Source organism: Leptothoe sp. ISB3NOV94-8A (assembly GCF_043421595.1).
Classification (GTDB): Bacteria; Cyanobacteriota; Cyanobacteriia; order Phormidesmidales; family Phormidesmidaceae; genus Leptothoe; species Leptothoe turfae.
Map to the genome: position 1 here is coordinate 5,575,074 of NZ_JAXSQW010000001.1, position 25,557 is coordinate 5,600,630.

Here is a 25,557-nt window from a genome sequence, read left to right on the forward strand (position 1 = left end):
CATTTTATTGATCTATCCCAGCATGAATCAAGTATTGTTTTTTGCCTGCCTCATGGCCTACTCGCCAACCAAAACTAAAAAACCATACAGCCAGATCAGCTTTACTACGAATTTGTAGCAGTCCCTTAATCAGTAAACGCCACGCCATCACACTTTTCGATAAAGGTCGAGGTGACATCCCAATTGCTTTATATCTCTCATAAAGAAAGACTTGACAGTGCGCATAGGAGTACGCTTGTTTATAGATTCCTACTAGCGAATGGCGTAGGCGATAGTGAACAATAGCCTCAGGGATATACTTAATACCCGATCCTTGCAGCTGAGCCTGTCGACAATATTCAAAATCTTCACAGGTAAACAACGTTTCGTCAAACCCTCCAATTTTCTCGTGAACCTCTCGCTTAACCCCCAAATTACAGCTCGCCGTATAAGGATAATCAGGAGATAATTTACTGTGCAACAAACCATCGGCTAACATTTCACGCTCCTGCCCTCCCAAACGAGACTTAATGACCCAAGATGGGTTGAGCTTTTTAAGTTCGCAACCACCCCCCACCAAATCGTACTTTGCCAGTGCCGTTCCCATCGCAGCAACCCAACCAGAAGCCACTTCATCATCAGCATCACAAAAGGCTATGCTCTCACTTGCCGCAGCGCTCACGCCTTGATTACGAGCATAGGCTGCTCCTTTACGTTCATAAGCCTCAATAATCCTCAGATGTGGGAGCCTCTCCATATAATCTCTTGCAATTTCTAGGGTGCGATCAGTCGATCCATTATCTACAATGATCGTCTCCCACAATTTGTCCCATTGCTGCTGAACCAAAGCATCCAATTGTGCGCCCAGCGTATCCGAGGCATTAAAACACGGAATCACTACACTCAATTTCATACTACACACTCTCAAAAATTTATCTTGAGCCACCTCAAATCTAGCAGTCTTACACTAACTTGGATGCATCATGTTGCCAGAGGTGATAAAAATTATCGATTTCAGCTTTACTACATTTTTTTAACTTGGGGAAATCGTCAGATTTGGTGCAGGTGTTCAGAGAGAAATTTCACAGCTTGCTTGAATTTCTCATAGAGCCTTCCTTGTTTCTCTCTTATACAAAATCTTGACTGATAGCGCCCAGTATCGAAGGGCATGGCTTCGACGGTGAGCTCAGCCGAACCGCACAAGGGAGTGCCCCTACAGGATTGTCCATTTTTAATCGGGTTTAGTGAATTCGGATTTGGTATTATTAGTAATTCACAACTTTTATATCTTTAGCGCCTAGAAAGTCACGCAGTATAGCTTCAGAAAATATACCAAGCTTTCCTCACTTTAAAACCAAGCATGCGACATGATCAGATAAGTGAATAATGTCGTCTAAAATATTGACTATGAATAATATGCTCGTCAATTCTACGAGAGTTAAAAATCGCTTTTTATAAATCTTTATTCCTCTATCGATCGCTAACGGCGATAAAATGTCTGCGAACAACTATTTATCACCAATAAGGTCAGCTTTAACGCTATTCAACACCTGGGCAATGGATTGATGATAATTCTTTACAGAGAAGGTTTGCAGAACCTTTTTTCTTGTCTTATTCCAATCAACTTGATAGGCTGTTTGCTTGTAAATTTGAGTGATCGTGTCAGCCATTACCTCCGGTGAAGCTTCGCAGGCCCAAAAATCTACATTAGGATCAAAAAACTCTTTAAGAGCAGGAGTAGACATCGTCAAGGTTGGAATACAAAGTGTCAAAGATTCAATCAACTTATTAGGGACAGCTGCCCGTGCTTTCTCAGTGTCGCCAAAAATTCCAAGGGCTAAATCACAGTTTTCCACAAGGTAACGTGGCAATGAATCATCCGTGAATTTCAAATCTTGGCGTAAGGTGACGACTTGTTTTAATCCCAGTTCCTCAATCTGTGTTTCGTAAGTATTGAGCAGATATTCTCGACCTTTAGGCGGAATACCAAATAGTTGACACGAAAATTTGACCTGGTTATTTTGCAGTTTGTGGAGTGCTTCTAAAATAGTTGGAATTCCATGACTGGGAATTAACGTACCCCACCAACAAATCCGTAAACAATTATCCTGAATAGTATTGTGTTGATATTCTGTTAGCTTAGATTCACAAAATAGTGGCGCGATCGCAATTTTATCTTCTACCAATTTAATATCAAAAATCTTTTCCCAATAGCTCAACTCATACCGTGACAGATGAATGATACGGTCAGCTGCTGAGAGAGCCAGCCGATCATGGGCAAATAGTAACTGAGCTGACTTGCTATCAGCAGAAACATCTTGCTTTTCACGTACCCGTGTGTCATAGGCTGATATATACATCTCAACAACTAGCTTAGTTTTAAACAAACGGCTAGCCCATATAACTGGAGTAATTAGATTACTATTTAGGGGCAGTAAATAAATAACATCCGCTAATGCTGCTTGAACAAATAAGTCAACCAAGTAGTAACTAGATAAAAGTATACGTAGAGCTTTTGTGAGCAGATCTTTTTTTTCACCCAGCTCATAGAAAAACTCAGGCGATATAAACGATATTCGATAGCCTGAATCTAACAGATATTTAAACAGATTTTGAGAACGATAGGCTCCAAAAACATTGCCATACAGTAAAATTTTGAGCCGTTTTTTAACTATCGCCATAAAGAACCCTACATACTTTTATTGGATCAATAACTAGTTAGCATTAGGCCTCACATAACTGCTTTTCAGCTGCTCTAAAAGAATGCGTGGCGACTGGTCTGGAAAAGCTCCCAACAGCAGTATTTTCATACTGGCAGAAAACAACGTTTTAGGTTGCCTAAATAGTGATTTATCATGCATTAGGCAATTCCAGAGAAACTTAATGGCCAATAGGGACTTTTTTCGATCCCCATCAAAACTATTTTCTGGAGCATCCAAAACTTTGAACAATAAATAGCGATAGAAGTTAGCAATACACTTAGGCTTCAAATATTGAAGGGTTTCAGGCACCTGCTCAAAAACTTGCTCAATAATCCGTAACCGGGTTTGCTCATGTCGGGTTAAGTTAAACGATTTAGACCTAGCAGAAATTCGATAAAGCACCTGAACTTCAGGAACCAAAACAAACTCATAGTCTTTTGCAAGACGGACCCACATCTCCCAATCCTCATTAGTCAATAGGGCTGTGTTAAAACCGCCAGCATCTTGAAATACCTGCTTCCGTACTAGAGGCGTAGAGCCAGACTCCAAAAAATTCCCAAGCAGCAGTTTCTGATAGACATTGCCGGTATATTTTGGGTGTCTGCCGTTACGCAAGAATGTCCCCGCTTCATCGATACAATCAACCCAGCTGTAGGCGACAACTGCTTGCGGAGATTGCTGTAATGCTGTCACCTGAGACATGAGCTTATCTGTAGTCCAGAGATCGTCTGCATCCAAAAAAGCAATAAAATCTCCAGAGGCATGACTTACTCCACGGTTTCGACTAAAGGAAACACCAGAATTTTCATAGGAGAAGACTTTAATGCGTTGATCATTAATTGCAGCAATTTTATCTAACGTAGAATCTTGAGAACCATCATTGACAACAATAACTTCAAAGTCGACAAACGTTTGCTTTAAAACTGACTGTAACGTCTCGGCAATCGTCCTTTCACTATTAAAAACAGGAACAATAACAGAAATCAAAGGCATCAGAATACCTCAATAGTCTTATGCGGACGGATTCGCTAGCTTTTTTCTTAACAAATAAAATGGGCTCAAAAAACCTCCAATAAAGAACACGAGTTCACACATGAGGACGACATCATCTCGAATTTGAAGGCGGTATTGCACTAAATGCCTGACTATGCGTTTTAGATTACCAAGAAATATACGACTGACAATAACAGGGACCTGCCATACGCTGACATTGATTAATCGCAATTCGCAAATACAACTACCTACGGTATGAGAGAGCGAGAGTAATGCTTCTTTCTCTAGACGTTTTTGAGGAATATGATGATAAATATGCATATCGGGGTTATACCAAATTTCCCACCCCTGACGATGCATGCATATTGAAATCTCAAAATCATTTCCACCCCGGGTAGTGCGTTGTAACTGAGCCGGAACAGCCTCAAGCCACGCCTGTTTGCAAATGACTAACCCTGCACCTGGTGGCAAAATCAACACATCAGGTTGATAGAGATGGGGATTAGGCCCTCGCTCTTTAATGGCTAAGAATGATTTTATCCGTTCAAAGTTCTCGGGTGGCGGCACCTCAAAATCACCGTGAATTTGGCCACCATAAGCGCCTGCATGAGGATGCTGCGCTCCAAAATGATAAGCCGCTGTAACCCAATTTTGATCCGGAGCAGTGTCATCATCCAAAAAGCCAACCCACTTACCGTTAGCGGCTTCCACTCCACATTGACGGGCATAGGCTAATCCTTGTCTAGGTTCAGTTACATAGCGCAAAGACATAGTCGTTAGCCAATTTAGTTGATAGCCTTCAACGACCGCAGCAGTCCCATCAGTACTATTGTTATCCACAATAATGACTTCCCAGGCAAAGGAGTCAGAGATATTCTGAGAACGCAACGCATCCAACACCCTTGGCAATCGTTGCGCGCCGTTATATGTAGGAATAACAACCGTAAAATCAACCATAGTTCAGCATTGCACCTCTTAAGTCAATGGAGTTGGCTTAGATAAATAATATCCTTGCAGATATTGAATGCCTACAGATTGGAGCTGCTCCATAATCGCTTGGGTCTCCACGCCTTTAGCAACTAATTGAATATTACGCTGCTGACTAAAGTGAACCCAATCGCCTAATTTTGGGCTAGCAGAGACAACCATCCTGGAGCTGAGCTTCAAACAGTTTACCGGCAACTGCATAAGATCAGAGGAGATCTCTAAGTCATCGGGAATCTCATCTATGGTCACATATAATCCCAATGCCTTCATACAATGAACCAGCGTTGTCGCTGCTGCAAGGTGATTCATACACACCGAAGCCGGAATCTCAAAGTATAAACTCCCAGATTTGAGTTGATAACGTTCAATCTGTTCTTCTAAAAAGTGAGACAAACTAGGATCGCATACACTAACCGCTGACAAATTAACTGAGTAGGTTGCCTCCACAGGTTTAGCAGCTAATCTTCTACAAACTTGCTGAATGACACGACGGTCTAAGGTGCGCATCAAGCCATAACGTTCTGCCGTCGGGAAAAAGCTAGCAGGAGGCACCAATCTCTCCTCAGAAGAGTGACAACGCAAGCGCAATAAGATTTCATGGTGACAAGGAGTAGCTAGATTGTTGTCCAATGTTGTTGACGCGTCGAGAAAAACAACCGCCTGTTGATGTAGAACAAGTTGGCGTTCCTCAAATGCATCTGTTAAACGTTGTAGCCACTGCTGACGTTCAGGCAGTTGGGTCTTATCTACTCGATTTTGCCAAAAGTCTCGGGATGCTTTTTTTAGTAAAAAGCTAGGACTAACCACAGTACTGGTCAGCAATGCTCGCTCACAGGCAGTCACTGTGGTCAGATTATGCTGACGCGGCCCATTCTTTAGATAATGGAGAGCCAGTTTGCGCAAATCATTGGCTATGTACGCAGGTATTTTGAAAAGGCGTTGCCAATCTTTAGTGCCTAACCAACGAATATAAAATCGACTTAAACCAACACAGCGAAACAGTGAAACCAGATACTCTTGTTGAAGACGCTTACCAGGAATCTGATGATTCACTACCATGTTGGAGTTATACCAGATCTCCCAGCCTGCCCTCTGAATATGAAGCATGGCTTCTAAGTCTTCACTGGCAAGGCCAGCATTTTTACCTTTATGATTCAGAAATAGGCGCTCTGGGACTGCATCGAGCCATGCTGTCCTGCGAACAGCTAACCCAGCAGCTGGCGGCAAAATCTTAGACTTTGGATCATATAGATGGGGTTGATTACCCCGTTCAACAATGGCTAAAAAACACGCAATATGCTCAAAACCATCTGGCAAAGGACCTTGAAAATCACCATGAATTTGACTGCCAAAGGCCCCTGCTTGGGGATGAGCCTCAGCAAACTGTTGAACATTGCTCAACCAATCATGGGCTGGAATATTGTCATCATCTAGAAAGGCAACAATATGTCCATGGGCTTCGATTACGGCTCTTTGTCTAGCAAATGCTGCTCCCTGCTCCGCAACAAAACAGTATCGTAATGGATGCTCCTGAGGCCAGGTACTCTGGTAATCTGCCACTACATCGACGGTGCGATCGCAACTATTATTGTCACAGACAATGACTTCCCAATGCAGATCGGATACCCCTGCCTGCTGTTGAAGGCGCTCCAGCACCTGAGGAATACGCTCAGCACCGTTATAGGTAGGAATAGCAACGGTAATATCCAAACAAGGTTGCCGAGATTCAACCGAGGACTCAGTCGCCTTATTCGGTTGAGAATCAACGGTCATCATGACTAGAGGCCGAAGGTCTTATGTAACAACATTTAGTAAAAGCTGCGTTGCCTTTACCCAAAATTTCAGACATCAGATAACTACCAATTAGCTGCCATGGAGCAACCCAAAAAAGTGGACAGTAATTATCGAGCAAAGTCGATAAACGCGCAGACGCTCTATGGTGATGGTGGTTTGAAATATGTAGATTGAGAAATATCAAGTTTGATAGTCCCTAGATTCATTACAACACATGGGTCATCCCAAGGAAAGTCACCTACAAGGACAGTCATTGACAGCAACGTCAAATGACTGTCGGGGGATAGCAAGCCCCACTTAATCAAAAAGAGTAACGTGCAAAGTCATCTTCATGGTTTTTACAGACTCCATTAGATCTATTTCTAAAATGGACCCAGCCATTCATACTGAGTCCATCCACCTTAAAACTTTTCACCACTTAGGATAAATATTGGCACAATCGGCTTTAATACCTGATTCGAGCCACGGGTTTCTAAGCGGCTACCCCCGGTTTGAACGACTTCTATATTTCTGACCTGTAAATCTGCAAAGCTCTCAGAAATTGCATAGAGCGATTGAAAATTTCCTGCGGTCACGACGAGCCGACCATGGGACGCAAGTTTATGCCAGGCGTCAGTTAAGAGAGGTTTTAGGTCTCGTCCACCTTCTACCAAGATTGAGTCAGGCGTATGGGGCAGGCTGTCGAAGCAGTCGGGAGCATTACCAACGACAACATCGACATTAGATATCTCAAACCGCTGACAGTTATTTTTGATCAGGGTTGCTACGTCCTCATCTCGCTCCACCGCCACAATTGAGCCCTGGGGACAGAGCAACGCTGCTTCTACCGTAATGGTCCCAGTGCCTGCCCCAATATCCCAAAGCACAGCCTTAGGTCCTAATCGGAGAGCACTAAGAATGGCCAATCGCACCTCACGTTGGCTCATGGGAATACCAGGTAGCTGCTCAAAAAAACGATCGGGAATACCGGGGGTAGCGTAGGGCCAGAGGGGCTCCATGGAAATCTGCCTTAAAACGCTGGAATAGCCTGAGGATAGCGCTGTTCTGAAAGTCTGACTAGGGTCTGATTACAGAGGAGCCATGATCGACCTGCAAAACCCTAACGGTTCGTAGAGAGGAATCTGCCAGACCACTCAGATGGGCACCTGCTGCTTGAGCTGTCTGTAGAGTCATCAGCACAGTCTCTGTAATTAGCTCTCCTGGCATGAGGCTAGGGATACCAGGCGGGTAGATAGAGACCGTATCGGCACTTAAGCGACCAATCACATTATCTATTTCGCAAACTTCTGTGGCAGCAAAAAAAGCCTCACGGGGAGAGAGCCCCGTCAATGGCATTTCCACATAGGGTCGAGCTTTTTTGACTGCACCTGTGGCAGGCAGTTGCAATAACCCTTGAACCAATCGCTCAATATCTTGGATCGAATTGCCAAGACTAATGATGAAGGTTAGCTGGTGCAATGTCGGTAATTCAGCCGTCACACCCCGTTCATGTAACCACATGTCGGCGGCAAATCCAGTCGTATCCATAGCAGAAACATCTACTGTCAGACGCGTTAGGTCTTGTTGAAAGCTGCCGTCAGACACATTCAAAACCGGTAGCGGACTATGACTCAACTGCTCACGTGCCGTTCTAGCCAGGGCAAGGGTTCGTTCCATCAGTGACCGACCATGGGTTGCCATCTGATGACGGGCGGCATCTAAAGAACCGAGCAGTAGATAGCTAGGGCTACTGGATTGGGTGATGCGTAGTGCTTGATTCAAACGGTTGCGATCGCATCGTGTTCCTTGCACATGCAGCAATGCAGCCTGGGTAAATGCAGCCAAAACCTTGTGGGCTGAGTGAATAACCATATCCGCCCCTCCACTGAGGGCAGATGGCGGCAAATTAGCATGAAACACAAAATGAGGACCATGGGCCGCATCCACAATCAAAGGAATGTCATAGCTATGGACAACGGCTGCGATGGCAGCAATATCGCTGCACACGCCTTCATAGGTGGGTGATACCACCAACACGGCCTTGACATCGGGATGATGATTTAGGGTGGCTGCGATCGCAGCCGCCGTAACCCCCAAAGCCATTTGCCAACCGGGTTCGTAGGTTGGAGACACCCAAACGGGCATGGCTCCCGATAAAATCAGCCCAGAGAGTACTGACTGATGAGCATTACGCGGCACAATGACTTTGTCACCCGGCCCACAGGTGGCTAGCAGGGCTGCTTCAATGCCGCAGGTGGAACCATTGACCAAAAACCAAGTTCTCTCTGCACCAAAAGCTAGAGCCGCCAACCGCTGAGCCTCTAAAATGACAGACTCAGGGGAAAACAAGTCATCGAGTTCAGGCAGTTCAGGCATATCTACGCAGAAGACATCACCACCAAAAACCTGCTGGTGCAACGAAGATATTCCGTGCCCACCTTTATGCCCAGGGGTATAAAAAGCAGCACCTTGTCGTCGTGCACAATCCTGCAAAGCAGTAACAAGTGGTGCACTGGCTTGGGACAGCATGGCAATTTTATCTGTGAATAAAATCAATCATCAAAAAAGCACCAGGGTTAGTGAGAACCCAAGTGCCTACTTTGACCAAATACCAAGAAGACTAACGCAATCAATCACTCAACAACAGGGCTAACTAAGCCCTTAGAGCGATCAACACATGACCAGCCTATCGTCGTATCTTTTTAGCCATGTTGCGGAACATATCCATGCTGGTGTCAGGTGCTGGACGAACATCTTGCTCTTGAGATGCAGCAGGGGCCACTGGTGTAGATGCAGCAGACTCAGAATCACCAGTTGTAGGCACTTCAGCAGAAGCCGCTGCGGCAGGAGCAGGAGCTACAGGAGTACTAAAAGCAGAAGCACCAAAGCTAGCAGTTGCAGGCTTCACCGCTTCTCCTACCGCCTTGCTAGTGCTAGAGGAAATGCTCTTAACACTCTCCAGCTCTTCTTGACCTTTTTTCTTAGCGAATGTGCGACGGACTACGACCTCTTTCCGCATGAAGTCGATGTCACCAAAGGTTTTAGCTTCATCTTCGGTCAAAAAATAAGCCTCTTTTGGTTGAGGACCTTGATTTTTTTTGCCGCCCAAGAAATCAAATAATCCCATAATTCTTTTGTGTAACGAATGGTAGCCATTAGGTTGTTTTATATTAACTTTTACTAGCCGTTCTCAGAAACGTTATTTCTTTAAGTTTCGTAAAGACGTCGCTTAAGCTTTTTTCTTGATTATGCTGAAAGCCTCATGAATAAAAGAAATCCGGCTGCCAACGCAGACAGCCGGACAATATTTTCCAGAACCAATAACCGCTCGTTTATGAGCCAAAATTTATTTTGTTAAGCCAGTAGGCTAGATGCATTGGTCAAAACATCTTCTACTGCTGACAAAGCAATTGCGCCTGAAAGTTGGCCAAGGGATGTATCAAGATTGATAGATGCGATTCCATCCTGTAAGGTCAATGCCCCAGTGGTGGAATCGATTATACTACTGGCCTGTAGGATGAGGTCATCGAAGGCAGCCGCCACTTCAAATTCCCCAAAGTCGCTGACAATATTGCCAGCAATTTCACCTGCATCAATCGTCAACTCACCCCTTAGATCTTCAGTCAAGGCACTTGCTAGTTGGCTAGCCAGAGGCCCCACCTCAAAGGTTGTTGAGAAATCACCAATCGGCAGACCATCAACACCCGCTGTAAATGCCCCTGAGCCCTCCGATAGAGACAGTTCTCCAGAGAAAGCTTCAAACGGTAAAGCCAGAAGCGTACTAGGAATGGGTATACGCACAACACCCGCACTCCAATCTAGCTCAGCATCAACCCCTGCAAGCATGTCACCGGGTAGCTCAAACTGAGCATCCTCAGGAAATTCGATGCTGGTCTCTAGAGCTCCAAACGGCGTTGTTAAATCAAGGTCGAGATCTCCCCCTGCAAAATCGATCGTGCCGACAAAGTCGCCAAGGGCTGTATCGATATCAACATTGAGAACGCCGTTGGCAAAGGGTAACGCCACCTCTGCGCTGGTAAACAGACTAGTTAGGCTGTCCGTCAAGGCCTCAGTGATGTCCAGACTCAAGGTATAGTCATTGCCATCAATGGTGACATCCCCTGTGAATTGACCATCACTCAAACTGGCACTACCTGTAATCCCTGCTAGAAAATCGCTGGCATCTTCAAGCAGATCATCAAAGGCGTCATCAGAGAACTCGATGGTGAACGAACGCAGTATCCCGTCCTGGGTTAATTCTCCTGACAAGTTAGGACCATCAATTGTGATGGTGCCTGTGCTATCAATCAGGTCTTCTACAAAATCCACCCCTTGCTCTAGAAACGGAGTAATTGATAGTTGACTGAGATCAGGAGCGATCTCGTTAATGAGGTCGCTGACATCAGTCAACAGCTCTAACAGTTCATCGTCTGATAGTGATGGCAGCGTCACTTCAAAAAAGTCCACAACATCACTCAGAACATCGGCAATCGTCGCATCTTCGGGCAGTTCGGCGATGAAGTTAACAATATCCTCAACGACATCGCTGACATCGACAGTTTCAATATCAACTCCAAGATTCGTTAGAGTCTCCACCACCAGTGAAGTCGTTGAATCAACGACTTGATCAACATCTGCGATCGCATCATTCACAGAATCTGTAATATCTGCGATCAAGCTATCAAAATCGATATTTGGTAGTAATGCTACAAAAGCGCCTAAAGGATCGGCGCTTGAATCGTTGACGGTAGCTAAAGGCTGATTAAAAAGTGATAAAACGTTAGCGTCCACAGATGCTTCCCTATCCTGGTAAACAACTCAAATAGACACACGCCAAATAGGCGCGTTAAAGCGATTTTTCATTCAACGTTGCCCCCTTACAGTCTAGGGTAGACCTCGAAATTCAACAGCAATTCAAGCGACCCTAATCTAATGGAATGTCAGGTCTAGATTGAAGCCTATGGCTACCATTGTCTGATACGAGATCCCAACTGGTTTTCATCAATGACCAGTGTGGGTACAGATATTGAAGGTGCGCACAAAACACCATACTTAAGCAGCTATTGCCATTGCTGATTGAAGCTAAACATCGAGCTGGCAAGATCGATCTGCATCAACATTTTTCAGCTTCAATCTTCCAAAAGATCAGCAACAATCAATTACCTATTTCGAGTGAAGGGAACTTAATTTTAAACAAGCAGTAGGAGCTAAGTAGATAGCTGAAAGTAAACGTCCCTAACACCGCTGGTTTCGACTCCGCTCAACCAGCTAATTTAGAGAAATGAAGGCTGAGCGGAGTCAAAGTCCGAATTGATGGATAGTTTTGTCTATTCACTTACTCCAGCCGACTCGCATTTTTAGCTGAAAACCCAAATCATTGATAGCTATATCTCACTGCGATGACGTTCTAACAGGTCAAGCAAATCTACTTGACACTGAATGGGCACTAAATCACTTAAAGGAAGAGATCGACGACCACCACCTAACTTGACAGTAATGTCCTGCAAAACTGCGACCACACCAGTTTCAGATAAATCACTGTCGGTCACCATCGGATAAAATTTTTCAGCCAGGGTAGTATGCAACGAGGTATCTCGAAGATACAAATGCCACTTGGCAACATCAATGTAAACTGTGTCGCCAATATCCGCCGCTAAGGCTTCAATAACTGCTGCCGCACCGGGGTATGCCATGGTAATTCTCTTTTTAGAGGAAAGTCTCTTGCATTAGGGTAAAAGGTCTGGCTACGGAAATGAACCGTTCGTAAAATGCATTAACAAAATTTTCAATTCATGACGATGGCTTGTCTGAGGGTGCCTCATGTGCAGAGTAGGATGCGATCGCAAATAACCAAACACCATGGACAACCAAAAGCCCCAGCCAAGGTAGCGTTAACTTGGGCAGCCATGGCAGAGTCCCTGGCATAAAACCATGAAAAAACCATAGTCCCGAGTTAAACGCCGTAAACGCCGCCACATGCACAGCAAAATTGATTCTATCTTCTAATTTTCGATAGGCCGGGTCATTACGATCAGGTTTTCGTGGCCACTTAGGAGGCATAGAACACCAAAAAATATGTCATGGATCAATAGTATAGTCCCCCGATTTACCACCAGTTTTCTTCAGCAAACGAATATCCTCAATCTGCATTGACTTTTGTAGTGCCTTGGCCATGTCATACAGGGTTAACGCCGCTACAGAAACCGCTGTCAACGCCTCCATTTCCACACCTGTTTGGCCTGTCGTCTTCACCGTCGCTTGAATTCGATAGCCCGGTCGCTCATCATCAGGTTCCAACGAAATCTCTACCGTTTTAATTGGAAGAGGATGACACAGAGGAATTAAATTAGACGTTTGCTTAGCAGCCATAATGCCAGCAATTCGAGCAGTCCCTAACACATCCCCCTTAGGTACATCACCTGCCTGAATTGCTGCCATCGTTTCAAGCGCCATACGCAAATACCCCTCAGCCACAGCCGTACGGTGAGTCATCGCTTTGCCAGACACATCAACCATTTGAGCCGCCCCACCTCCATCCAAATGAGTTAAGGACGACTGTCTGGATTGATAGGGTACAGAGCCAGTGCCAATCAAAATTGCCATAGAAATCTTGGATAGCGTTGCAACAGTGTGTTAAAGTTTAATCCTGTTAGAGCCTGTAGCTCAGTGGACAGAGCACCTGGCTACGGACCAGGGTGTCGGGGGTTCGAATCCCTCCAGGCTCGTTAAATTGTCGAATGTGGTGTGGCATACACATCTCTACCACCTCTCAGTGAGAACTGAATTGAGTGGTTGATGTCTTTGCTAGATGTAGTGATAAATATGACTAAACCTACAAGAGTCATTAAGCTAGCTACACCAAAAATATCCCTATAGCTAGCTAAATCAGCAATTTGCCCCATTACTGGGCCCGCTAACGCAATCCCCAAATCAAATCCTGTTAAACAGAGACCAAACATCAAGCCACGGTCAGCGGGCGTTGAGCGATCGGCCATCAGAGCTGCCACCATAGGAATTAGCATGCCACCGCCCATACCTTGTAAAGCAGCAGCAAGCAACACTGCAACTTCACTCTGGGCAAGCCATAACGCCATCATAGAAATTGAATAAAAAATTAGTCCAAGGGTAATAAACGGTCCACGACCATAACGATCAGATGCCTTGCCGACTAAAAGACGAATCACAAAACTTGAAACTGCAGAAGCTGTGTAAATCAGACCAATATTGAGAGCAAAGTTTGACTCACGGGCATATAGCGGCACAAACGTAGCTAATCCTCCAAAAGCTAGCCCCACCAAAAATAAAATTATGGCTGGCACCCGAACAGCTGGCAGCAGCAGCAACGACCAAAAAGCAGTTTGACGACGCGATAGTATCCTCTCTCGTTGCGGCTCCGCAATCGTAACAGCGCACACCAATCCAATTGCCCCAAGAATCGCCATTAAAAAAAATACCTGAGCAAAGCCTGATCCAGCTTGTAAATAGCCCCCCAAGGCAGGTCCTATAGCCATACCAATCGGATTAACAAGACTCATATAGCCAATTAGCTCTCCTCGCTGCTGAGGTGGAGCAAAATCCGCGACTAGGGCACTGTAAGCGGTCACAAAAGCAGCAATACTTAACCCGTGAAATGCCCTGAATAACATCATCAAGGCAATTGCTGATTTGATACGCCAAACATGGCTACCCAGCGAAAACTGCCATATCTTTTCAGGAAAAACAGGTACTAGCCAATACAGTAAGGGAGCGACAGCAATTGCCATCAACCCTAGCAATAACACTGGCTTACGACCACGCTCATCAGTTATACGAGCCATCATTGGCCGCATCGTCAACAAACCAATGGCAAAACTCGCCATCACCAACCCAATTTGCTGACCCGTTGCACCAAACTGCTCAATATATAACGGTAACGCAGGCAATAGCCCTGCCAATCCAGCCCAAAAACACAGCCCAGCGACAAACATCACTATCAAGTTTCGTCTCAGGGCCGGCTCTAAAGTAACAAATACGCTCAAAATAATGCTCCTTAACGGAAGATGCGTCCACCAGGTGTAACCCAAACAGCAAACGGTATACAACACGCTTCGTGGCAAGAGTTCACAGCTTTCATTGCCAACGAAAGCGTTTGCAATTACGGACTAACGTTACACTGATTTTCCTGACAGACCAATGTTAACGATTGTAACGAATTCTATAAAAGGAACGGCCACCTTCGACGCGTCTTATCGCTATCGCTATCGCCTCACCCGATCATGGTTAACCGAGGGCCAAAATCTACGTCAGGTCACATTTATTATGCTCAACCCCAGTGAGGCCGATGCAGAAAAGGATGACCCCACCATTCGAGCCTGCTCACAATTTGCCCAAAGATGGGAATATACCCAATTAAATATAGTGAACTTGTTTGCCTATCGCACCTCTCAACCGTCGATTTTGAAGCAAATCAACGATCCGATTGGCCCAGAGAATAATCGTTACTTACATGAAGCATCTGCAACAGCGGACGCCGTGATTTTGGCCTGGGGCAATTGGGGCAACCTACTCAATCGACACCAAGATGTCCTAGATTTACTTGCCATCCATCACCATAAGTTCTACTGTCTAGCCCGCAACCAATCGGGCCAACCTCGCCATCCTTTATATATCAAACGGACTACTAGACCGACACCTTGGCAGCAAAATTCCTAAAGACAGACTAAGAGATAAAGCAACCCTTCATTCACTCAAAGTGCAGAGGCTTCCATTACGCAAGCATTTAAAATTCTTAACCTTACTTGCAAAGTAATTTAACTTCTTTTTTGCGAAAAGCTTAAACACTTAAAATTGAGGAGCATATAAAAAGATACAGTGTCTAACCTTTCCTGACCGAAGCTACCTGCCTCTTGGCCATAGCTAATATAGCTAGAAAATTTTACTGAATTACGATTCCAACGTTCAACAAATTCTATATGGAATGGAAATACTGTTTTCAACCAGTAATCCTCAACCATAAAGTCAATGCGTCTAATACTTCTGGCACCTTAACTAACTAAATCCTACACATGGACTTCCTTAGATTTTTTGATGCTTGTGATCCCAGCCGCACTCTAATCATCAGTAAGCCAGAGGATCGGCAATATTATGTTGATTTTGCTGAAGTTCGTGGGGGCAAAATTATCGAAGCAATTGAACGCACCATTGCACTTAAATCATTTGGGGGAGAATCAAGCTGCCAGCTTTTTACAGGGCACATTGGCTGTGGGAAATCTACCGAGCTTCGTAGGCTACAAGCTGACTTAGAAGAGCAGGGTTTTTATGTAGTTTATTTTGAATCCTCGCAGGATCTTGATTTAGCAGATGTAGATGTTACGGACATACTGTTAGCAATTGCCCATCGCATCAGCATCAGACTTGAGAATATTGGCATTAAACTTAGACCATCTTATTTTGAAAAACTTTTTAAGGAGGTGTCCGAACTTCTGCAAACACCTATTGAATTTTCAGAATTCGAATTCTCTCTACCAATTGGGTTGGGAAAGCTGACTGCCTTAACGAAAGAAAGCCCCAAAACCCGTGGACGCCTCAGGCAATATCTTGAACCACTGACAAGCAGCATTCTAGAGGCACTGAATCAAGATGTCCTTGGCAAAGCCAATCAAGAACTAAAACTACAAGGTAAAAAAGGCTTAGTTGTCTTGGTTGATAGCTTAGATCGGGTCGACAATCGAGTGAATGATGCAGGACGTCCTCAACCTGAATATCTCTTTATTGATAGAGGCGAGCAATTACGAAAGCTCAATTGTCATGTTGTATACACAATTCCGCTATCTTTAACCTTTTCTAACGATCACCAAACGATGATCAATCGTTTCGGTGGAGGAGTACTGACCAAAACTCTACCCATGGTCCCAGTTCGTCTACGTAATGGCAATACATGTATGGAAGGAATGAATCTACTGCGCCAGTTAATTATGGCCAGAGCTTTTCCTGATGTAAGCCCTCAAGAGTACCAGAGTTTAATCTCAGAAGTGTTTGATGACACAACTACATTAGATAGACTTTGCAACATTAGCGGTGGACATGTTCGCAACCTTTTAGGCATGCTTTACACTTGCCTTCAAGAAGAAGATCCTCCCTTAAAGCGGACTACCCTTGAGAGGGTGATTCGCGAGTACGCTGACCGTTTAAGAATGGCAATCACCGAAGATGAATGGAAGTTATTACATGGTGTAGAAGAGAGTAAAAAAGTTAGTGGAGAGAAAGGATATCAAATTCTGTTGAGAAGTCTTTTTGTCTTTGAATACCATGACAAAGATGGAGGTAGATGGTTTGATCTAAATCCACTCATTAAATCAAAGACCTAAAGAAGCGGCCTCCAGAAACCTGATTCAACTCTCAGGAAATAGCTTAACACTAGTTCAGATTACAATTGTGACTATCCACCTTTCAGAGCTTACTAGCTATGGACCAGGCAAAAGATTCAGTTAATCTAACAGAAAACAATAAGCGTTCTTTAGAAAAACTAGCCAGGACACTTAGGCTAACGGGTGGTCGTAGATTTGAACTCGTGCTTGCTCGCTCCAACTATACTCCCCTACGCGACAAGATTTTACAACTTTTATATCAACAATCTGAGGTATCTATCCATACTCTAGAACTACCTAAAACTGCCCGGCAATTATACACACGGATACAACAAAGTTTCGCAGATCAGACACCTGAAGCGTTATGCATTGTGGGCTTAGAGTCCGTAGAGAAATTAGAAGAGTTGCTATTATCAACTAATCAAGTACGAGAGGAATTCAGAAAGAATTTTGGTTTTCCAATAGTTATTTGGGTAACTGATGATATTTTAGGCGAGATAATTAGGTTAGTTCCTGATTTTCATAATTGGGCAACTCCAATTACCTTCGAATATGCAGCTAACGAACTAGTCGATCTTCTACAAGAGCGTTCTAAGAAACTATTTCAACATATTCTTGAGTCCGCTACAGAATATCCAGCAGAAGAAACAGTATTAACGTCAGCCTGGAATGCTCAAGAGATCAAGGAATATCTAAAAGCAAAAGAAGAACTAGAATTCCTAAATTATCAACTATCTCAAGAAAACCTTGCAACTTTAAAGCTCTGCATCGGTCGTGAAGATTACAGAAGCAATCAATTTAATAACGCAGTCACAAAATATCAGTATTGCTTACATCATTGGCAAGCTCTTAATGATAAAAGGAAACAGGGCATTGTTCAATTTCATCTAGGACTTTGTCACAAGCGGAAATCTGAGCTGGAGCTAAATCATGTTCAAAACAACCTTCAAAAAGCAGAAACTTATTTTAAACAATGCTTAGCCAGCTTCAATTCTGCTAATCGCTCAGATTTAGTGGCTTGTTTTATTGGTCAGTTAGGTGAAGTCTTATTACGCCTAAAGCAATGGAACAATTTAAAGGTATTAACCGATCAATCACTGAAGCTTCACCGGTCTGGTCAATCAACAGCCAATAATGCGCGACTTGCAAGAGACTATGGTTTTTTATCTCAAATATCTTTACATAACAATGACTGGGAAGCAGCCCAGTCATATGCAGAACAAGCATTACAGTCTATTCAATTAGCTCCCGTATCACAACGCAAGCATCGAGCTTTCTATCAGCTCGCTCGCGCGCAGGCTTTACAGGAACAAGGTCAATTAACAGAAGCGGCCACTTGCTCAAAAGAGGCAAGACAAACTCTTAGGTCGCTATCCGATCCCATACTTTGTATTTCTATATTAAAGCAGTTGCGTAAGTTATTTATTGCACAACATAACTACCTAAGCGCTTTCGAAACAAAGCAAGAACAACGGTCTCTAGAAAGCCAGTATGGATTACGGGCATTTATCGGTGCAAGTCGACTCCAGCCAAGTCGACAGCTGGGTTCTAGTATCCTTGGAGATTCTAACCTCGAAAACGTTGCTCAAGAAATCTCTGTTTCCGATCGACAGCGAGATATTGATAAGTTAGTCAACAGAATTTCAAGAGATAACTTCAAATTGACAATTATTCATGGACAGTCTGGTGTAGGTAAAAGTTCGACTGTACGGGCAGGGTTAATTCCTACGCTTCGTGATCGGATTATTAAAACTCGCGATGTTTTGACCATAACCTTACAGTACTACAATGATTGGATAGACGACTTGGGTCGTCAATTATGTGACAATTTAAACCGTCATGAGGAAGACGTAACCAATCCTCTAGACTCGGGAGCATCAGTTTTAGCACAGCTAAGGCAAAATCAGTATCGATATATTAGCGTCCTAATATTAGATCAATTTGAAGAGTTTTTTATTGGCCATTCCAATCAGGAAGAGAGAAAGTCTTTTCTTCAATTTTTAAGTCATTGCTTCAAGATTCCCTATACAAAAGTCATTATTGTAATGAGAGAAGATTATCTCCATTACTTGCTAGAGTTTGAACATTTGGCAACTGATGATTATTACATCACTAATGATATTCTGAGTGCGAATCACCGCTATGAAATTGGCAATTTCTCACCGGAAGATGCCAAGGCGATCATCCAAAGTCTCACCGAAAGAACTCAGTTTCATCTTGAACCAAAACTAGTGGATACCCTAGTCAACGATTTAGCTGGTGACATACAGCAAGTGAGACCCATTGAGCTACAAATAGTCGGCGCTCAACTTCAAACAGAGGGCATTACAAAACTAGATGAATATCATGAAAAAGGGCCAAAATCTTCTCTAGTTCAACGTTATCTAGAAGAAGTCATTAAAGATTGCGGGCCTGAAAATCAGCAGGCTGCCAATTTAGTGCTATATCTCTTGACAGATGAGAATGAGACTCGTCCCCCTAAAACCAGGGACGAGCTAGAAAGTGCCTTAAGGTCTTTAGCAAGGAATTTAGCAACCGAGGCTAATAAGCTAGACCTAGTATTGCAGATTTTCGTAAAATCAGGGCTAGTATTCCTATTGCCTTCATTACCAGCTAGTCGCTATCAACTAGTGCATGATTACTTAGTATCTTATATTCGCCGTCAGCAGACACCTCGTATCAGTGAATTGACAGCTAAACTTGAAGAAGAAAGAGAACGACGTCAAGCAACCGAGATACAGAAACAGAAGATTGAACAACAAAGAGATGCATTCAAAGAAATAAACAAGAAATTAGAAGCGGAAAAAGCACAACGACGTAAAACTGAAATAGACCTACAACAAGCCAAGAGGCTTTTTCGTAGAGTCATTATTGCCTCGACAATCGCTATCGGCACTGCTATTACTCTAGTATCTATTGATGCACATTTTAAATATCAAGATGTATCTCTACAATCAGAGAAAGCTGAGTTAGAGAGAGAATCTTTGCAAATGCTGCAACAAGTTGAATCTGATCCTCTGTCATCACTTGTTAATGCCATGGAGTATGTGCAGCGTGCGAAGAAACTAGTTAGAGATAAATCATCGAATAGTACTTCTACCTATAGCCCATACTATGTGTTACAGCAAGTGCTTCATGAAATTAGGGCAATCAACCAAATTCACGGACATGAAGGTCCTGTTCATAAAGCTATATTTAGGCCCAACAAAGATGAATTGTTGACCACCTCCCGAAGTGGGACAGCACATCTTTGGAATATGCAAGGAGAAAAATTAGTTGAATTCCCAGCTTCTCAGACACCGATTATAGACGTAAGTTTTAGTCAGGATGGACAAACTATAGCGACCGCATCTGCAGACAACATCGTAAAAATTTGGAATCCAGACGGTCATTTAATACAAGAGTTACCAGTCGAGCAGCAAGAAAGCAGAATCCGTAGTATCAGTCTGAGTCCTGATAATCAATATATAGCAATAGTATCTATAATATCAGCTGATAGAGAGGCTGATATAGGAATTACCCAGCTATGGAAGTTAGGGAATCGACATAATAATCCAATAACTTTAAGCAATCAAAATAAGCCTATTTTTGATGTTAGCTTTAACCCTGAGGGTACAAAGATTGCAACTACTTCAAGCAATGGCAAAGTTGAATTATGGGACTTAACAGGTAATAAAATTCAAACTTTATCTAATGGCAGTACAGCTGATGTACTTGACATTACCTTTGATACTACAGGCCAATTCTTCGCAACTGCTTCAGCAGACGGCAATGCTCATATTTGGAGTGTAAAAGATGGTTCTAGTACTAGCTTTGACCATGAAGGACAAACATTATTGGGCGTAAGTTTTAGTGCTGATAGAAAATATTTAGCAACAGCAGCAGCAGACCAAACGGCTCGCGTATGGGATCTTGAAACTGGTCAACAAGTACATAAACTTAAAGGGCATTCTAATCAAGTTTTAAGTGTTAGCTTTAACACCGATCCACAAAAAAGTCATATTCTGGCAACATCCTCAGAGGATGGTAGTGTGCTCACATGGGACATAAGTGACAAAAAAGTAGCAGGTTTTACTAAAAAAGACAATAACACTTTCCGGACTATACAATTCAGTCCTACAGGCAAACACCTTGTTGCTGGGGCTGTAGATGGCAGTCTTTACATATGGGATTTTACAGAACAGAACTCTCCGTTGTTAATTGATCAAATGTTAGACAAAGCGACGCCAGCATCTTTCAATTTACATGAACGTCAAATTAACAGCGTCCATTTCAGCCGGGATGGAAAGCTAGTTGCTTCAGGTTCAGCAGATGGCTCAATTGTTATCTTTGATATATTCCAAAAGAAGATAAATAGAAGAATTAAGTTTGATAAGCCAACTAATATTTGGGACATTGACTTTAACCCAAACAAAAAACATATAGCTAGTGTTAACGCTTCTGATGGAACTGTTAGGATCTGGGATTTAGATGGAAATTTAGTTGAAAGCAGGCTATCTACAAACGATAAAGCCCTACACACTGTTAAGTATAATGACGATGGCACATATATAGCTGCTGGTGGAGCAAGCGGTCAAGTTACAGTTTGGGATGATAACAAGAACAAAGTACTGCAAGACTTTGAAGTGCATTCATCTCCAATTTTAGATCTGATTTTCACACCAGATAATAAGTATCTAGTAACCGCCTCAGCAGATGAAAGTATTGTTGTTATAGATCTAACTGCCCAAAAAGAGCCAAGGAAAATCATAGTCAAAAACTTCAGAGCTCATACTGATTCCATTTTAGACATAGAAATTAGCTCCAAAAATCAAATGATTGCGACAGCCTCAGAAGATGGCAACGTTAAATTGTGGAGTATTAATGAGGGCTTAGCAGATATAAGGAAACAGTTATTTGCTGAGTATAGCTACAATGAGGCTGTCCGAAGTATTAGATTTTCACCCGATGAGTCACATTTACTCATCACTTCGGATAATGGACAGACGGATATGTGGGAAATTGACTCTACGCTGGACAGTCTACTAGACCGCGGCTGTCAATGGTTAAAAGACTTTAGCTACAATCGCCCTGAAGTTGAAAAAGCACTGACAGTATGTTCAGCAACACCTATCGCTTCCAAAAAAGTTCCTTAATAAACTCACATTGGAATCAAGAAGGGGTAAAATCGATTCAAAACCTTCTCAGACAAGCATTTAGATGATCTTTTTGTGCTCTTAAAACTTTATATATCAAAGGCTCTACTATTTCTAATTAAGCCTATTCAGTAAAACTCCATGGGTAAGTCCAAAGTAAAACCTTGCTTATTTAGGTTTTACAAAAATTGAATTTCTTAAATACAAAACAGCAAATACAAAAATCCTAAGGTTAGATATAAAAATATAATCCACTATTCAGAAACGCCAATTACTCCAATCACTCCAATCGTTCCAATCACGCCAATCACGCCAATTAACCCAGTCGTTCCAGTCGTTCCAATAATTTCTCCATTGAGATATTGCAGTTCGCGAACTTTTTGGCTCTAGCACCTGGTTACTTAGATTCTCAGACTTTTCAAAGCTTGATTCAGACACTCCATCAAGCTGCCGTTGGCTCAACTGAGACCGAACTGACTCCACTCTTTCCTCTATTGATAGGACACCTAACTTTTTTTGATGATAATCAAACGCTATATTCTCTGCAAGTACAGGGGTAGAGAACGTGAGTCCAACCGCTGCTGCACAAGCAGCAACCATCTTGTCGAATATTCTAAAAAGCTTATCGCGAATAGGTATCATAAAACGCTTTGAGACCTCGACCTATATTCTTATTCTCATCAATGACTCAGAACTTAACAAGTTCTTACAAAGAACTGCTACATTAAACTCATAGGCAGCAACTCTATAATAAGGAATAAAGTTGCTTACAGAGTAGGACCAGACTAACCTTGATGCTCTCCTCTCAAGGATATATTCTTACTTGTCTAGTAGAATAGTCCGATCAAGAGCTTACACGTTAATTAGACTAAAAAGCTTTAAGAAAAACAATTAACCTATGACATTTTATCTAATGTCATAGCAATTATCCTTTTCTTGCATTGCAAGAGGCCTCTAAACATTCCTTGAAAGGATAATAAACTGAGTTTTTTCATAAGTAAGACTTATGAAAATTTAGACACCTACACATTTTGACTGCTATCAAACATTGACTTTAAAGCTGATTTAAGAGCTACACAACCTAATAGTGATGTAATTATCAAAATTTACTAGACATACACATCACGAAAGTTAGCAACACTGATTTATATCCTAACTCTAGAAGATTGCTAAAACAGAAGAATTACAGGAATCGAGCAATTTATGATGTCTGTTGCATATCATTCCCATCATTTTTCCAATCATTCCAATCATTCCAATCGTTTTTCCAATCATTCCAATCTTTCCAATCATTCCAATCTTTCCAATCTTTCCAATCTGTTTGAGAAGTTTGAGTCCCTCTATTCAGGGTATGCAGGATGTCTTGTTCGTTATTCATCTTCGCATAGGAAGATTTGGCATCAACTGATTTCAAAACCTCTTGGCGAATTCTCATAACTCTTTGTTCAATGGTTAAAAGCCTCTCATCAGCTTCTAAAACACCGAAAGCCTGGACTGGTTTACTTTGCAAAAAGTACATCACTAAGCCCAAAAGTGCGATGAAGAGAGCCTTTGGAGGTTTCCTGCCATATTGTTTATGCATTAGTAGATGATTCCTAGATACTAAAATTGCAGTTAGGTACTTTAGGGACAACTCCCTCACCCCTTATTTGTCCAAGCTCTCCAACAAATATCCTCACTTAGCAAGTCAATGGACTTCACATTTATAAGTGCTAATCTAAGAAGTTATTTACCAGCCCAAGTCCCTGCTCAAGATCATGGAGAATAATATCCGTCAAAATTTGCTTCGAAAATTTACAGTACATAGTTTCAGCCGAATTAAATGAGCCATTTTCAAAGTATTTGTTAGAGGGTGCACCTCCCCCGCATACAGAAAAATATTGGCATTGTGATTTACAAAGCTCGACTCCTTTTTGAATATCAGAATTTATCTGCTGGAACTTCTGTGTTTTATAAATTAATTCAAAGCTATCCTGTAATACATTACCAAACACAAAGTCTCCGTAAACTGAACTCTTCATAGATAACAGCTCAGGAGAAAAAGTCGATATATCTCCACTATAGGAAACATTAAGCATTGTAAAAGGAACATGTTGCCCTTTTGTGATGTCAGCTTTTCCAACAATAATACTGCGAGTCTGCTCAAACTCTCGGATCTTTAAAGCTTCTGGATTTTGCTTAGTGAGTTCCAGCAACCTTGTCATGAAAGCTCGATATCGAGCTAGTGCTTCATCCCCCTCCAGAGAAGACGTCTCATTTGCACCCTCCTCTTCGTCAACATTAAATCCAACATGCCGAATCCCACTCTCAACAAAGAAATCAAAGATTTCATCAGGGTAATCTAACGATGCACTAGTCAAGACCGCTATCACATGCAACCCAATTCCGTTCTCCTGCAGCAATTTAACACCCCGCATTACACCACTATGGGTGCCCAGCCCTTTTCGAGTTATCCGATGAGCATCATGCAAAAAAGCAGGGCCATCTAAACTAATACCTACGTTGACATGATAACGATTGAATAAATCACACCAACCATCATTAATGAGAGTGCCATTGGTTTGAATTCCATGCCTGATCTTGACTGGCTCAGCATTCAGTTGGGTATTTATCTTTTCAATTCGGCTAAACGCTTCTTCATAAAATTCTACTGGCATCGTTAAAGGCTCACCAGCATGCCACACCACAGTAAAACCTTTATCAACTAAGTCGCTCTTGAAAAGCTTCTCAAATAGTGGGTTTAGTAAATCTAGCGAAAACTTTAGTTTGAGATGCCTATCTGGCAAGTAGCAATAGTCACAGTTAAGATTGCAGAACGTTGTTGGCTGAATAACAACCAACTTCACTGGACCAACTTCAAACTGCTCAGAGGGTCTTTCAACTAATTGACGAATCGATTTTTGGACAAAAGAGATCATAATCGCCAAGAGATAACCATTAGTAAGGCACACCACCTTAATTTTACTGATAGTTGATTACTATGGCTTACTGAAAGATTAGACATTTAGCTACATAATGCAATACTATTCATACTTCGCCACACGCCACACATAAAAAAGATAGTTCTCCTACCAATAATGGCGATATATCTGAAGAAAAAATCACGGACAACCAAAACTTCCAATGATTATCGATGAAGTGTAGTACGCCACTTAGACGAAAGTATAATGGCCTGTATACTTAATAAAAATTCAGAATTTACAGACTGCCGTTGTAAAGGCTTCGACGTGTTACTCCAATGAACGTTTAAGGTTAAACCCATCCCAGAATACGCCCTTGCTTACCGTCTTAGCCCAAGTAAACTCGATACAAAACTTAGCCATAGCGCATTAGAACTAATATGACACCACAGAAAGCGTCCGTAGTAGCAAGGCTCCCTCCGGAAAATTAGTGCTTCAATAGAAATGATATGCAGAGTTCTCAAGCAGTAGGCAGTTATGCAGGACCATCACCATGAAACTATCTATTTGGATTTATACAGCTGTATTGTCTAGCACGTTGGTGCTTCCTATGTTGTCCAAAGGGATACAGGTAATCAGCACCAATGAAGTACAGGATCTAGCGGTGAATTCTTATGGATTCTGTGATGATCCTGTCAATGATCCTTCAGGCTGTAGAGCATCCTAGGGTTTGAACCTAAGA

19 protein-coding genes and 1 tRNA gene are annotated in these 25,557 nt (G+C 42.6%); 5 read left to right on the forward strand and 15 right to left on the reverse strand.

Annotated features, from left to right (window positions below; translation table 11 throughout):
* Positions 1 to 4: 4 nt before the first annotated feature.
* The 12 genes from SPB21_RS23885 to moaC form a co-directional block, all read right to left on the reverse strand.
* Complete coding sequence (locus SPB21_RS23885; RefSeq protein WP_499867860.1) at positions 5 to 892, reverse strand: glycosyltransferase family 2 protein; 888 nt, start codon at positions 890 to 892, stop codon at positions 5 to 7.
* 595 nt (positions 893 to 1,487) lie between these two features.
* Positions 1,488 to 2,660: a glycosyltransferase gene (locus SPB21_RS23890; RefSeq protein ID WP_499867861.1), complete on the reverse strand. Its 1,173-nt coding sequence runs from the start codon at positions 2,658 to 2,660 to the stop codon at positions 1,488 to 1,490.
* Positions 2,661 to 2,693: 33 nt separating this feature from the next.
* The gene (locus tag SPB21_RS23895) at positions 2,694 to 3,674 is read right to left on the reverse strand and encodes a glycosyltransferase family 2 protein (protein WP_499867862.1); all 981 of its coding nucleotides are present in this window, start codon (positions 3,672 to 3,674) and stop codon (positions 2,694 to 2,696) included.
* An 18-nt stretch (positions 3,675 to 3,692) separates the two neighbouring features.
* Positions 3,693 to 4,631, reverse strand: coding sequence for a hormogonium polysaccharide biosynthesis glycosyltransferase HpsE (gene hpsE / locus SPB21_RS23900; protein ID WP_499867863.1), 939 nt, complete (start codon positions 4,629 to 4,631; stop codon positions 3,693 to 3,695).
* A gap of 18 nt (positions 4,632 to 4,649) precedes the next feature.
* On the reverse strand, positions 4,650 to 6,437 hold the full coding sequence (gene hpsE, locus SPB21_RS23905) for a hormogonium polysaccharide biosynthesis glycosyltransferase HpsE (RefSeq protein ID WP_499867864.1): 1,788 nt from the start codon (positions 6,435 to 6,437) through the stop codon (positions 4,650 to 4,652).
* A gap of 419 nt (positions 6,438 to 6,856) precedes the next feature.
* Positions 6,857 to 7,453 carry a precorrin-6Y C5,15-methyltransferase subunit CbiT gene (gene cbiT, locus SPB21_RS23910; RefSeq protein ID WP_006516988.1) on the reverse strand — a complete coding sequence of 199 codons (597 nt, stop codon included), beginning with the start codon at positions 7,451 to 7,453 and terminating at the stop codon, positions 6,857 to 6,859.
* A gap of 58 nt (positions 7,454 to 7,511) precedes the next feature.
* The gene (locus SPB21_RS23915) at positions 7,512 to 8,963 is read right to left on the reverse strand and encodes an aminotransferase class I/II-fold pyridoxal phosphate-dependent enzyme (RefSeq protein ID WP_499867865.1); all 1,452 of its coding nucleotides are present in this window, start codon (positions 8,961 to 8,963) and stop codon (positions 7,512 to 7,514) included.
* A 157-nt stretch (positions 8,964 to 9,120) separates the two neighbouring features.
* The gene (locus SPB21_RS23920; protein ID WP_499867866.1) at positions 9,121 to 9,561 is read right to left on the reverse strand and encodes a hypothetical protein; all 441 of its coding nucleotides are present in this window, start codon (positions 9,559 to 9,561) and stop codon (positions 9,121 to 9,123) included.
* A gap of 227 nt (positions 9,562 to 9,788) precedes the next feature.
* On the reverse strand, positions 9,789 to 11,225 hold the full coding sequence (locus SPB21_RS23925) for a hypothetical protein (protein ID WP_499867867.1): 1,437 nt from the start codon (positions 11,223 to 11,225) through the stop codon (positions 9,789 to 9,791).
* A 593-nt stretch (positions 11,226 to 11,818) separates the two neighbouring features.
* Positions 11,819 to 12,127 (reverse strand): DUF3181 family protein, encoded by a 309-nt coding sequence (locus tag SPB21_RS23930; protein ID WP_163660011.1) that lies wholly within the window; start codon positions 12,125 to 12,127, stop codon positions 11,819 to 11,821.
* A 97-nt stretch (positions 12,128 to 12,224) separates the two neighbouring features.
* Positions 12,225 to 12,494 (reverse strand): hypothetical protein, encoded by a 270-nt coding sequence (locus tag SPB21_RS23935; RefSeq protein WP_499867868.1) that lies wholly within the window; start codon positions 12,492 to 12,494, stop codon positions 12,225 to 12,227.
* 18 nt (positions 12,495 to 12,512) lie between these two features.
* Positions 12,513 to 13,037 (reverse strand): cyclic pyranopterin monophosphate synthase MoaC, encoded by a 525-nt coding sequence (gene moaC / locus SPB21_RS23940; protein ID WP_163696953.1) that lies wholly within the window; start codon positions 13,035 to 13,037, stop codon positions 12,513 to 12,515.
* Positions 13,038 to 13,086: 49 nt separating this feature from the next.
* Between moaC and SPB21_RS23945 the strand changes: the two genes are divergently transcribed.
* Positions 13,087 to 13,159, forward strand: a tRNA-Arg gene (locus tag SPB21_RS23945).
* Here SPB21_RS23945 and SPB21_RS23950 read toward each other — a convergent pair.
* Positions 13,160 to 14,452, reverse strand: a complete 1,293-nt coding sequence (locus tag SPB21_RS23950) for an MFS transporter (protein WP_499060748.1) — start codon at positions 14,450 to 14,452, stop codon at positions 13,160 to 13,162. It lies immediately after the preceding tRNA gene.
* 154 nt (positions 14,453 to 14,606) lie between these two features.
* Between SPB21_RS23950 and SPB21_RS23955 the strand changes: the two genes are divergently transcribed.
* From SPB21_RS23955 to SPB21_RS23965, 3 genes are all read left to right on the forward strand, one after another.
* Positions 14,607 to 15,125, forward strand: a complete 519-nt coding sequence (locus tag SPB21_RS23955) for a DUF1643 domain-containing protein (RefSeq protein ID WP_499867869.1) — start codon at positions 14,607 to 14,609, stop codon at positions 15,123 to 15,125.
* A gap of 353 nt (positions 15,126 to 15,478) precedes the next feature.
* Positions 15,479 to 16,780, forward strand: coding sequence for a P-loop NTPase family protein (locus tag SPB21_RS23960; protein ID WP_163660020.1), 1,302 nt, complete (start codon positions 15,479 to 15,481; stop codon positions 16,778 to 16,780).
* A 98-nt stretch (positions 16,781 to 16,878) separates the two neighbouring features.
* Entirely contained in the window at positions 16,879 to 21,915 is a 5,037-nt protein-coding gene (locus SPB21_RS23965) for an nSTAND1 domain-containing NTPase (protein ID WP_499867870.1), read from the forward strand.
* Positions 21,916 to 23,116: 1,201 nt separating this feature from the next.
* Here the strand turns inward: SPB21_RS23965 and SPB21_RS23970 are convergent.
* Together SPB21_RS23970 and grrM are read right to left on the reverse strand one after the other, a co-directional pair.
* On the reverse strand, positions 23,117 to 23,497 hold the full coding sequence (locus SPB21_RS23970; RefSeq protein ID WP_499867871.1) for a hypothetical protein: 381 nt from the start codon (positions 23,495 to 23,497) through the stop codon (positions 23,117 to 23,119).
* A gap of 130 nt (positions 23,498 to 23,627) precedes the next feature.
* On the reverse strand, positions 23,628 to 24,833 hold the full coding sequence (gene grrM / locus SPB21_RS23975; protein ID WP_499867872.1) for a cyclophane-forming radical SAM/SPASM peptide maturase GrrM/OscB: 1,206 nt from the start codon (positions 24,831 to 24,833) through the stop codon (positions 23,628 to 23,630).
* A gap of 535 nt (positions 24,834 to 25,368) precedes the next feature.
* On the opposite strand from grrM, the gene SPB21_RS23980 reads away from it, so the two are divergent.
* Entirely contained in the window at positions 25,369 to 25,542 is a 174-nt protein-coding gene (locus tag SPB21_RS23980; RefSeq protein WP_163660027.1) for a hypothetical protein, read from the forward strand.
* The last annotated feature ends 15 nt before the right edge of the window (positions 25,543 to 25,557 follow it).